The organism is Polynucleobacter sp. MWH-UH19D (assembly GCF_040409795.1).
Lineage (GTDB): Bacteria > Pseudomonadota > Gammaproteobacteria > Burkholderiales > Burkholderiaceae > Polynucleobacter.
The window spans coordinates 723,821-735,859 of sequence record NZ_CP099571.1 but is presented as its reverse complement, the minus strand read 5'-3'; the positions used below and the strand labels follow the sequence as shown (position 1 = coordinate 735,859).

Annotated in this window: 11 protein-coding genes; 1 reads left to right on the top strand and 10 read right to left on the bottom strand. The window is 45.8% G+C overall.

Features of this window, described 5'->3' with window-relative positions; all coding sequences use genetic code 11:
* Positions 1–4: 4 nt before the first annotated feature.
* On the bottom strand, positions 5–688 hold the full coding sequence (locus tag NHB34_RS03770) for a dienelactone hydrolase family protein (protein ID WP_353428308.1): 684 nt from the start codon (positions 686–688) through the stop codon (positions 5–7).
* A gap of 30 nt (positions 689–718) precedes the next feature.
* A complete protein-coding gene (locus NHB34_RS03765; RefSeq protein WP_353428307.1) occupies positions 719–1,993 on the bottom strand; it encodes an MFS transporter in 1,275 nt (424 codons plus the stop codon).
* Positions 1,994–2,029: 36 nt separating this feature from the next.
* Between NHB34_RS03765 and NHB34_RS03760 the strand changes: the two genes are divergently transcribed.
* On the top strand, positions 2,030–2,542 hold the full coding sequence (locus NHB34_RS03760; RefSeq protein WP_353428306.1) for a hypothetical protein: 513 nt from the start codon (positions 2,030–2,032) through the stop codon (positions 2,540–2,542).
* Positions 2,543–2,561: 19 nt separating this feature from the next.
* On the opposite strand, the gene NHB34_RS03755 is transcribed toward NHB34_RS03760, so the two are convergent.
* From NHB34_RS03755 to hfq, 8 genes are all read right to left on the bottom strand, one after another.
* Positions 2,562–3,053 carry a hypothetical protein gene (locus NHB34_RS03755; RefSeq protein ID WP_353428305.1) on the bottom strand — a complete coding sequence of 164 codons (492 nt, stop codon included), beginning with the start codon at positions 3,051–3,053 and terminating at the stop codon, positions 2,562–2,564.
* A 115-nt stretch (positions 3,054–3,168) separates the two neighbouring features.
* Complete coding sequence (locus NHB34_RS03750; protein ID WP_353428304.1) at positions 3,169–5,382, bottom strand: malate synthase G; 2,214 nt, start codon at positions 5,380–5,382, stop codon at positions 3,169–3,171.
* Positions 5,383–5,466: 84 nt separating this feature from the next.
* Positions 5,467–6,807 carry an adenylosuccinate synthase gene (locus tag NHB34_RS03745; RefSeq protein ID WP_353428303.1) on the bottom strand — a complete coding sequence of 447 codons (1,341 nt, stop codon included), beginning with the start codon at positions 6,805–6,807 and terminating at the stop codon, positions 5,467–5,469.
* Between the two features lie 73 nt (positions 6,808–6,880).
* Positions 6,881–8,041, bottom strand: a complete 1,161-nt coding sequence (locus NHB34_RS03740; RefSeq protein WP_353428302.1) for an ATP phosphoribosyltransferase regulatory subunit — start codon at positions 8,039–8,041, stop codon at positions 6,881–6,883.
* A gap of 20 nt (positions 8,042–8,061) precedes the next feature.
* Entirely contained in the window at positions 8,062–8,931 is an 870-nt protein-coding gene (gene hflC / locus NHB34_RS03735; RefSeq protein WP_353428301.1) for a protease modulator HflC, read from the bottom strand.
* Positions 8,931–10,466 carry an FtsH protease activity modulator HflK gene (gene hflK / locus NHB34_RS03730; protein ID WP_353428300.1) on the bottom strand — a complete coding sequence of 512 codons (1,536 nt, stop codon included), beginning with the start codon at positions 10,464–10,466 and terminating at the stop codon, positions 8,931–8,933. The genes hflC and hflK overlap by 1 nt, the downstream gene beginning before the upstream one ends.
* Positions 10,456–11,697, bottom strand: coding sequence for a GTPase HflX (hflX, locus tag NHB34_RS03725; RefSeq protein WP_353428529.1), 1,242 nt, complete (start codon positions 11,695–11,697; stop codon positions 10,456–10,458). The genes hflK and hflX overlap by 11 nt, the downstream gene beginning before the upstream one ends.
* A complete protein-coding gene (hfq, locus tag NHB34_RS03720; protein ID WP_353428299.1) occupies positions 11,690–11,932 on the bottom strand; it encodes an RNA chaperone Hfq in 243 nt (80 codons plus the stop codon). Before hfq ends, hflX begins: the two co-directional genes overlap by 8 nt.
* Positions 11,933–12,039 lie beyond the last annotated feature (107 nt).

Here is a 12,039-nt window from a genome sequence, read left to right as displayed (position 1 = left end):
TTTTTTAATGATTCAAGTTCTTTTTAAGGAACTCCATCGTTCTATCCCAAGCCAATTTGGCTGCTTCAGCGTTGTATTCCAAAGGCGGCAATCCGCGAGCATCCGACTTTGGATTTGCAAAAGCATGTTTTGCATCGTAGCGATAGAACTCATGCTGAACACCAGCTTCATTTAACTTGACTGCCAACTGATCAACCCCTGAGATCGCAAAGAATTCATCATGGGTTGCCCAGTGCGCCATCATAGGCTTGGTAATTGCCTTTGCATCTACATACTCTAGAGGTGGATAACCATACCAAACAACTGTGCCATCAAGTTCAGGCACATTACACGCTGACAATACTGTCAATGCCCCGCCCATACAAAATCCAGTCACCGCAACTTTAGAAGAGCCGCTAGCCTTGAGATATTGAACGGCGCCGCGAATGTCTTGCCCAGCGGCATCACCAAAATTCAGATCACCCATGAGGTGTTCAGCCTCTTTTGCTTCCAAAGCTAGCTTACCGCGATAGAGATCCGGAACCAGAGCACGATATCCTGCTTTTGCCAAACGATCCGCAACCGCTTTCACCTCATCGTCTAAGCCCCACCATTCCTGAATCACGACTACTCCAGGGGCTCCTTGCTGACCAGGTTCTGCCAAATATCCATTCACTGTTTTGCCATCGGGTCTCTTGTATTCAATCATGTTGCCTCCCTTAATTGCTCAAATTGTTTCTTACGTCTTCTTTGTATCAGAGTGAATATATCCTACCAGCCAAAAGGTCAGTAAGCCGCAAGCCGCAGCTCCATAACCCACTAGGTTGTAATGCTCCATTTTTCCGTCTGGCGTAATCGTGACGACTAGCCCCGCCAAAACAGATGCAATGCCAGAGGCAAGCATCTGCGTAGAGCCCACCAAACTCATAAATGTTCCCCTGATTTTTGGCTCAACCAACTGACTCACAATAGCCATCGCTGGAATCATTCGCCCTGAAATCAAAATAAAGAATGCCGTAGAGTTGATCAATACGACCCACAGCGGCACCGGCACTAAATTAGTCGTAACCAATAATGGAATCAGACTAACTATGGCAAGCACCCGAAATACCCGCACCTTGCCATATTGATCAGCCATGTGGCCAATCAATCTTGAGCTCATCAAGGTCGCAATCCCGCCACATAAATAAATGAGAGAAATATAAGAATTCGCTACGCCTACATTTGAAGTTAAAAATAGCGCAATGTATGGAATCACTGAGAATCCGGTAATCATGATCAAGGCCATAAATAGAAATGCGCGCGCATGGTGATGCGCTATAGCAATCTCATAAATTTGTTTAAAACGGTTTCCCACTTGCACATGATGCAGATGACCAGAGATCTTGGGGATATTACGATAAGCGATCAGCAGAATTGCTATAGAGATCAGACCAATAAATAGAAAAGGGGCGCGCCAGCCCAAAAAGGAAATGTGGTTTGCTAGAAATAAGCTCAGCGGCACTCCCGCAACTGTTGATACAGAGAAAGCCGCCATTACCGTTCCCAGAGCTTTACCCCTTCTCTCAAACGGAATCGAGTCAGCAACAATGGTCTGCACAAAAGAGCCCAAGATTCCGCCAAATGCACCAGCGCATGCTCTTGCGATAAATAGCATGTGATAGTTCGGGGCAAAAGCACATGCTACCGTCGCGACAATAAAACAGACATACAGACGGATTAAAAGCTGCCTTCTTTCAAACCGATCAATGTAATAGGTAGCAAATACTCCTGCAATCGCAGCTGCAAAGGTGTAGGAAGAAAGCAATAAGCCAAATTCGTGCGTATTAATTGATAAGGCTGTAATGAACTGAGGCCCCAATGGCATCATGATCATGAAATCTAAGATGTGCGTAAACTGAATTCCTGCAAGCGCCAGCAGAAAAAATCGTTCATGCTTATTTGATAAGAATAGGCTCTGGGTATGGTTGGATTGATTCAAGGCTGGCTTTACATCGTCATATTCATGTGACATTATCGCTCTTGATATCAATACTTGCAGACTATGCCGATGCCAATACTCCCAGACCAAATAGCCAACTCATCGATCTTGGGGCTCCCAATCTTGCCGCTGATCACCGATAGCTTCTTTGGTTTAGTTGGCATGACAATTGTATTAATTTTTCATGGCATTGGCATCAATCATCTCATCATGCGCTTCGAACGCAAGACGGATGCAAATCTGAACTTAAACCAATACAACCGCGTATTTGCCCATTTTTATGCCACCTTTCTGTTTATCGCAATTGTGCATATTTGCGAAATTGTCTTGTGGTGTTTTTATCTGTTGATCTTAGGATTAGTTGAAGATCCATTACAAGCAATGCTGTTTGCAGGTAGTTGCTACACAACCGTTGGGTTTATTAATGACATTTTGCCGGTGGGCTGGAAAACTCTGGCATTTTTTATTGCATTCACTGGCTTATTTTCATTAGCGTGGACGACGTCCGTCATGATTGGCATGACCAACACCTATAAAGCAGCCTGGAATCTTAAATACGGTCGCCAAGCACCTAATCAATAGACCAGCAGTGGCTAGCTATTCACTTTTTGAGGTAATACCCATAAACGCAGCGCGTACCTCCTCTAGAAGGATCATGCGTATCGTGCAACACTCCATCGATCAAGGTGGTGAGGTGTTTTGAAACTTTCACAATCAAGGTTCCGCTAGGTAGTTGATCTGGCCTGAGATGAACCTGACAACCAGCCCCCACTTTCATCGTCGGCACCCACTCAAACCCTTGCCGCAAAATATATTCGTGAAATACATTGCGATGGTTACCATTGCGAGGCGATGACCCTCGTTGCTGAAGCATTCTAGAAAGCTTGTTATCGCGCTCCTGAGCATAACGTGTGTTTGCTTCCCGCAAGTCTTCATAAACCTGCCTATAAGGCAGCCTAGCGGCAATTGCAATTGACCTCACTACACAATCCCCTGCCCCACCTACAAATCCAGCTGCAACCCGGCCGCCATCATTTATCTGCAGAGGGTAAGTTGGATAAGTGCGAGTAAGCCGACTTAGAAAACGGAACATGCTTTATTGCTTATTACTCTAGCTCATGAAAATAAAAATGGATTTGCCTCTCGACAAATCCATTTGAACATCATGCGCACTAGAAAAATATTCTAGATTGACTAGATTGCCTATATTACTTAGCAGCCTTCTTGACTTCCAAACGCCATGCATGCAAAAGTGGCTCTGTATAGCCATTTGGTTGCTCAAGACCCTTGAATATCAGATCGCTAGCCGCTTTGTATGCATATGAGTCTTTGTAATTAGGCATCATTGGCTTGTAAAGTGGATCACCAGCATTTTGACCATCAACCACTTTAGCCATGCGTTGCAAGGTTTCGTTTACTTGATCTGCAGTCACAATGCCATGCAATAACCAGTTAGCAATATGCTGACTAGAGATACGCAAGGTTGCACGATCTTCCATTAAGCCCACATTATGAATATCAGGAACTTTGGAACAACCAACACCTTGATCGATCCAGCGCACCACATATCCCAAAATACCTTGGCAGTTGTTATCTAATTCTTGCTGAATTTCTTCTTTAGACCAATTAGCCTGCTCAGCTACTGGAATCGACAACAAATCATCCATCAAGGCTTCTGCTTCAGCTGCTGTGTCGAGTTTTTCCATTTCTTTTTGGAGCTCGGCTACATTGACCTGGTGATAGTGAAGTGCGTGCAAGGTTGCTGCGGTTGGCGATGGCACCCATGCAGTATTAGCACCAGCCTTTGGATGAACAATCTTCTGCTCAACCATCGCTTTCATCATGTCTGGCATTGCCCACATACCCTTACCGATCTGTGCGCGGCCACGCAAGCCGCAATCTAAGCCAGCAAATACGTTGCGACGCTCATAAGCAGATAACCATTTACTGGTTTTCATATCACCCTTGCGGATCATTGGACCTGCATACATCGAGGTGTGCATCTCATCGCCTGTGCGGTCCAAGAAACCAGTATTAATAAAGGCTACGCGTGCACCTGCAGCAGCGATTGCTGCTTTGATGTTCGCACTCATGCGACGCTCTTCATCCATGATGCCAAGCTTGACCGTATCTGCTGGCAAGCCAAGTAACTTCTCTACACGACCAAACAGCTCAGCTGCAAACGCCACTTCTTCTGGGCTGTGCATTTTTGGCTTCACAATGTATACAGAGCCTTTACGTGTATTGCCAATCGCTTGAGTTGCCGGACGATTAATGTCATACAAAGCAATCAATACAGTGACCACTGCATCCAAGATGCCTTCGTAAATCTCTTTACCATCACCAGTCAAGATTGCTGGGTTTGTCATTAAGTGACCAACGTTACGGAGGAACAAGAGTGAACGACCATGCAAAGTCACCACACCATCTTTAGCATTGACCGCACCGATGCCTGCTTTGTACTGACGGTCTGGATTTAGTGCGCGAGTGAAAGTTTTGCCACCCTTGCTCACTTCTTCAACCAAAGTACCCTTCAAAATACCAAGCCAGTTCTCATAAGCGAGTACTTTGTCATCGCCATCAACTGCAGCAATCGAGTCTTCCAAATCCAAAATGGTAGAAAGTGCTGCTTCAAGCACGACATCATTAATACCTGCTGGATCGCCTGCGCCAATGGTTTTGCTCTTATCGATTTCAATATCAATGTGCACACCATTGTTGCGAAGTAGTACAGAGCTTGGAGCTGCTGCATCACCTTGATAACCTACGAATTGCTTTTCATCTGCAAGGCCAGTAACTGAGCCATCTTTAAGCTTCACAGATAATTTATTGCCATCTACTGTGTAGGCCACTGAATCACGATGCGAACCTTTTGCCAACGGCGTTGCTTGATCCAAGAAGTTACGAGCATAAGCAACTACTTTTGCACCACGAATCGGGTTGTATGCACCCGCTTTGGTAGCGCCATCATCTTCAGAGATAACGTCGGTGCCATACAGAGCATCATATAAAGAGCCCCAACGCGCATTGGCTGCGTTCAATGCATAACGTGCATTGAGTACTGGTACGACTAATTGAGGACCAGCTTGAAGTGCTAATTCATCATCAACGTTTTTGGTGGTACCAGCAACCTTGCCTGGAACTTCATCGAGATAGCCAATTTCTTTTAAGAATTTGCGATATGCAGGCATATCTTTGATCGGACCACGATTGGCTTGATGCCATTTATCCAAATCCAACTGAATACGATCGCGTTTTGCCAACAATGCTTCATTTTTTGGTGTTAAGTCTTTAACGATTTCATCAAAACCCTTCCAGAAGTCGGCACTCTTAATGCCAGTTCCAGGAAGCACTTTGTCTTCGATAAAACGATATAGAGGGGTTGCCACTTGAAGGCTATTGCAGGTAGTACGCGCAGTCATGTTTAAACCTTAGTTTGGAATATAAAAAATTATTTAAAAATTGTTAAAAACTCAAATATTTACAGGGCAAACGATTATTTTCCATCAATCCTGAAAAGGATGCTGTAGCAAGATGGTTTCATCACGCTCTGGGCCTGTAGAGACCATAGCAATCGGCTTACCAGCCACTTCCTCGATACGACGCAGGAAGTTTTGGGCTTCCACGGGCAACTTTGACCATTCGCGTATACCAAAGGTCGTACCCTGCCAGCCTGGAAAATCTTCATAAATTGGCTCACAGCGAGCTACTGATTCAGCGCCACGTGGCAATACATCCAACTTTTTGCCATCCAAGTTGTAACCTACACAGAGGCGAATCGTCTTGAGGCCATCAAGCACATCTAACTTAGTGATACATAAACCAGACAAACCATTAATCTGAATCGAACGCTTCAGTGCGGCAGCATCTAACCAACCAGTACGACGTGGACGGCCTGTTACAGAACCAAACTCCTTACCGACTTCTGCTAGGCGCACGCCAATCGGGTCTTGTTTTGCAGGATTGTCATGGTCATACAACTCGCTTGGAAATGGACCAGCACCAACACGAGTGCAATACGCTTTGGTGATGCCCAAGATGTATTGCAATGAATCTGGGCCAACTCCGGATCCGGCTGCTGCATTACCAGCAACGCAGTTACTAGAGGTCACATACGGATAGGTGCCATGGTCAATATCGAGTAACGTACCCTGCGCACCTTCAAACAACAGATTTTGGCCTGACTGTTCTGCAGCATACAAAGCACTAGAGACATCTACCACCATAGGCTTGAGGCGCTGCGCATAAGACATTGCTTCAGCAAGCGTCTTCTCATAATTGACCGGTTCAGCTCCGTAGTAATTACTGAGCATGAAGTTGTGATACTCCAAGTTTTCACGCAATTGAGCAGCAAACTTCTCTGGGTAAAACAAGTCTTGTACTCGCAAGGCACGGCGCGCTACTTTATCTTCGTACGCTGGGCCAATACCTCGACCGGTTGTGCCGATTTTCGCTTCGCCACGCTTTTTCTCACGCGCATGATCAATTGCTACGTGATAAGGCAGAATCAATGTAGTTGCCTCAGAAATCTTTAAGCGCGATTGGACATCTAAGCCCGCTGCTTCTAATTCACCAATTTCTTTAAAGAGGGCTTCTGGCGAAAGCACCACACCATTGCCGATATAGCAAATCACATCCTTGTGCATGATTCCAGATGGAATCAAACGCAAAATCGTCTTCTTATCGCCAATGATCAAGGTATGGCCAGCATTATGTCCACCCTGAAAGCGAACCACCGCCTGCGCATGGTCAGTTAACCAATCGACTACTTTTCCTTTGCCTTCATCACCCCACTGGGTGCCAATGACAACGACATTACGACCATGTGCTTGCTGCTTTGAAGACATATTTAATCCAAAAAGATAATGACAAAAATAAGTTAATGGTGAAAATTTGCTTTGTTTTTAAATGACCGCTCTTTTATTTCTTCTTTACTTCCCAAGAGCTGCCTTGCTTGACCAACTCTCGATCGCATTCGTATTCGGCTGCTTCCACCATTTCATTGGCAAGCACTTGAATCACGACTTCACCACGATTGCGTAGATCAGCAATGACTTTCTCGAGCGCAAGATCTTGTACCCAAGGTGCCAAGATCGCTTTCTTTCCAATATTGAATGGCGACAAGCTTGCTAGAGTCAGCAAGTCTAATGAGAACCCGGTTGCTGGACGTGAACGACCAAAGGCCTGACCCACTTGGTCATAGCGACCACCTCTAGCGATTGGTTGAGGCAATCCATCCACATAGGCGGCAAACATCACACCGCTGTGATATTGATAACCACGCAGATCGGCCAAATCAATACTGAGCTCTAAACTGTGAGCCGCCTTGCTAGCAGACACAATGCGATCTAGATCTGCTAGGGCTTGATCTACAGCTGCGTGTTTTGGCAGCGTACTCTTAGCCTTAGCTAAAACCTCTGCACAGGGTCCATTGAGTTCTGTTAAAGCAAGTAAAGCATCAGCTACTTTTGCTGGCAAGCAGGTAGCCCATTGACGCAAGCGTGGGCGATCCTTGGTTTGTAAGAGCTCATATAAAGATTCAATAGTCGCTTTATCGAGTTTTTGGTCGGCCAAGATGCCAGTCAATATTCCGGCATGCGATAGATCTAAGTAAACCTTCTTGAGACCCGCAACATCGAGTGTTTTGACAAGCAAAGTAATCGCTTCAAAATCAGCTTCCCAGCTAGCACATCCATAGATCTCTGCACCCAACTGCAACTGTTCACGAGAAGAGCTACCTACTGGGGTTCGTGCATGTGCCACAGAGCCGGCATAGCAAAGACGAGTAACACCAGCACGATTTAATAAGTGCGCATCAATGCGGGCAACCTGAGGGGTGATGTCTGCACGTAAACCAAGGGTGCGGCCTGATAACTGATCCACCAACTTAAAGGTTTGCAGATTGAGATCAGAACCTGTGCCAGTTAATAAGGAATCTAAGAACTCCAAGATAGGCGGCGCTACGAGCTCATAACCATAGGATTGATATAGATCCAAAATCGAACGGCGTAAGGCTTCCACTTTGCGAGCTTGAGCTGGCAATACATCAGCAATATCTTCCGGAAGTAACCAACGATTCATGATGTGAACTATTCGCTTTCTTATTTTTTACGCAGAAACTTCAAGAAATCGCTATTGGGTTCCATCACCATCACGTCCCTCTTGTCTTTGAAGGTATTGCGATACGCTTCTAGGCTTTGATAAAACTCTGCAAAGCTGGCATCTTTTGAGAAGGCTTCGTTGTAAATGCTGGTTGCCTTAGCATCACCAGCACCTTTAATCTTCTGCGCTTCACGATATGCTTCTGCCAAGATCGTGTCACGCTGACGCTCAGCATTGGCACGAATCCGATCCGATTCCGCAGCACCAGTCGAGCGCAATTCATTTGCAACCCGTTTACGCTCAGCTTCCATGCGACGGTATACAGAATCACTGATTTCAGCTAACAAGTCCACGCGCTTTAAGCGCACATCCACAATCTCTACGCCAATATCTGCAGCATCATCAGCGACCTTCTTACGAATACCCTGCATCACTTGCTCGCGCTGATCGGAAATCAATTCACGAACCGTGCGTTTAGTAAATTCCTCATTTAATGCAGAGCGAACTAACTGGGTTAAGCGGTCTTGTGCCAAGCGCTCATCGCCCTTAAAGCTGATAAAGAACTTGCGAGGATCGACAATGCGCCATTTGACATAGGAATCTACTAGTAAGTTTTTCTTTTCAGCAGTGATGAAACGCTCTGCTTCTGGGTTATCAATTGTCAAAATACGACGATCAAAGAAGCGCACACTTTCAAAAGGTGCAGGAAACTTCACCTGAATACCAGGCTTCTCAATCACACGCACAATTTGCCCAAATGAAAATACCACGGCGAACTTGCGCTGATCGACTACGAATACGCTCGATGAGAGCACATAGATCAGCGCAATAAAACCAAAGATCGAGGCAATCAGACGATTAGCATTCATTAGCGTGAATCCCGATCACGGCTACGCAAGCCATCGCGTTTATCAGCTGACTTACCTATCGCATTATTGGAGTTGCTATTACCTGAATTAAATGCAGGAGGCGGTGTTGTGGTGGTTGATGGTGCTGTGTTGTTACCTGTTGCTCCGCCAACGCTGACAGAACCTGTGGGGGTTGCTGTTCCAGATGTAGATGACACACCAGTAGCTTGCACACTCTCGGCATTTACTTGCGCAACAATCTTATCAAGCGGTAAATACAAAAGGCTATTGCTCTTATTGGTGTCCACCAAGACTTTAGTCACATTGTTATAGATCTCGCGCATCGTATCGATGTACATCCGATCGCGCGTTACTTGTGGTGCTCTTGAGTACTCCGTCAAAATTTGCTTAAAGCGTGCAGCATCACCCTCTGCAGTAGCTACTACACGGGCTTTATATCCTTCTGCCTCTTGAATTAAACGTGCAGCGGTACCTTTAGCGCGCGGGATGATGTCATTGGCATAAGCCTCACCCTCACTCTTTAAACGCTCTTGGTCCTGACCTGCTTTCACTGCATCATCAAATGCAGCTTGAACCTGCTCAGGGGGCTGGACGTTTTGCACCGTAACGCTGGTGACATAAATACCAGCTTTATAACTATCGAGGATTTTTTGAATTGAGTTTGCTAGATCGATGCCGATCTTCTCGCGCCCTTCATACAAAACGGTATCCATCTTGCTACGCGCAACAATCTCACGCACAGCAGTCTCTGCTGCTTGTACTACGGCAGCATCAGGGTCACGATTATTAAACAAATAATCGGTTGGATCTTTTAAGCGATATTGCACAGCAAAACGCACATCAATAATGTTTTCATCTTCCGTCAACATAGAAGAATCTTTTTGATTGGTTGCCTTAATTAATACTGGGCGACCCACTTCAACTGAACGCACACCCGAAAGGTTGACAGTCTCTTCTGTCTGAATCGGCCAAGGCAAGTGCCAATTGATTCCTGACTTAGCGGTGTAGCTGTACTTACCAAAAGTCAGAACAACGCCAGCTTGCCCTTCTTGAATAATGAAAAAGCCACTGCATAACCAAATGAATGCAGCAATCGCGCCAGCAATAAAAAATCCTTTTTTGGATTCAAATGGATTAACGAAATCAAAGTTCGGCGCTGAGAAACCGTTGTTACCACCACCATTTCCTGAATTACCGCGTTGTGATGGCGGAGGAATATCTGTGCTGTTGGGTTTGTTGGTATTTGAGCTTGAATTGGGGTTCGCACTGCCACTCTTGCCAGGCTTTTTCTTACCACCCAAAATGCCTGCAATGCGATCATTGAAATCACGCCACAGTTCATCTAAATCTGGCGGACCATCTGGCTTGGTTTGCTGACCTGTAGGTTTATCCGCAGGTTTATTCGTTTGCTCTGGATCTACTTTTGGAGCTTGATCACTTCCCTGCCCATCTTTGGCATCTTTAGATCCCCCGTTGGCGCTGTTGCCCCAATTTGGATCATTGACCGAAAACAGGCCCAAGAATTTACGCATCATTCGACAAATAGTTTCGGTTAGGAATCGGATTAAATTCAGAAGACTCGGGTCTTTCAGGTAGAGGAGCTAAAAACTCCTCAGGAGTCATCTGAGTTTTGGCACGATTTTGTTCAGCCCTCATTTTATCAGTCATTTGGCTACATTCCGCTAGGGTTGAACGCAGCAAATCAAGGCCCATGCCCGATTGGGCTGATAGGAAAATCTGGGCTGGGAAGCCCTGAGCATCCCGCTCTAAAACCGCCCCACGGGTAAAGGTTTGTGGCATCAAATCGATCTTATTCATCACCTCGATGCGAGGGATGTCATCTGCCCCGATTTCAGCCAAAACCGCCTCAACTTCCGCCTTTTGCTCTTTGGCTACAGGGCTACAGGCATCAATCACATGCAAAATCAGGTCAGCATGAATGGTTTCGTCCAAAGTTGCCCTAAACGCCTCTACCAGTTGGTGTGGCAATTCCCGGATAAAACCCACGGTATCAGACACCACAATAGAGCCCACCCCATCCAAATGCACTTTTCTAGAAGTGGTATCTAAAGTAGCAAAAAGCTGGTCAGCAGCATAAGTGCCTGCCTTGGTTAGTGCATTAAATAAAGTTGACTTGCCAGCATTGGTATAACCCACCAAAGATACAGAAAACACATCCTTGCGATTGCGCGCACGGCGTTGGGTACGCTGCTGACGTTGCAGTTTCTCTAATTCATTTTCAAGACGTTTAGCCTTGGTCGCTAACATCCTGCGGTCCAACTCCATTTGTGTTTCGCCAGGGCCGCCACGCACACCAATACCACCTCGTTGACGCTCCAAGTGACTCCACGCTCTGACTAATCGCGACATGCGATACCGTACTTGCGCCAGTTCCACTTGAGTCTTACCAATATGACTTTGCGCACGTTGACTAAAGATATCCAAAATCAAGCCAGTGCGATCCATCACATGACGTCCAATGTGTCGCTCTAGATTGCGCTGCTGGGTTGGAGATAAAGGATGATTGAAGATCGCAAGTTCTGCACCTTGCTCCTCCATCGCACGCTTTAATTCATTGGCCTTTCCAGAGCCAATAAACAAAGCGGGATCGGTTCTGCCCTTTCGAGCAATTACGCTAGCTGCGGGTATTGAGCCTGCGCTGTCAGCCAGAAGGCTAAGCTCAGCCATGCTATCTGCAAAATCTTCGCGCCCTGTATCTACACCAACCAGAACCGCGCGTGCCGCATCTACTCCAGTTTTATACAGAGCTGCCTTCTTCTATACGAAAGTCAATGGCACGAGCAGGAACGATCGTGGAAATAGCGTGCTTGTAAACCATCTGTGTCACGGTATTGCGCAAGAGCACAACGTATTGATCGAATGACTCGATATTGCCTTGCAATTTAATGCCATTGACCAGATAGATCGATACTGGAATATGCTCTTTACGCAAAGCGTTCAGAAATGGATCTTGAAGTAATTGGATTTTGTTATTGCTCATACCGCTCCTAATTTATTTTTAATTTTTTATTGGTTTGTTTTATGGGAGTCTTGCTTTTATTTCAATGTATCTTAAGGTTGTCTCGAAAAAGAAGTTATCAATCATCG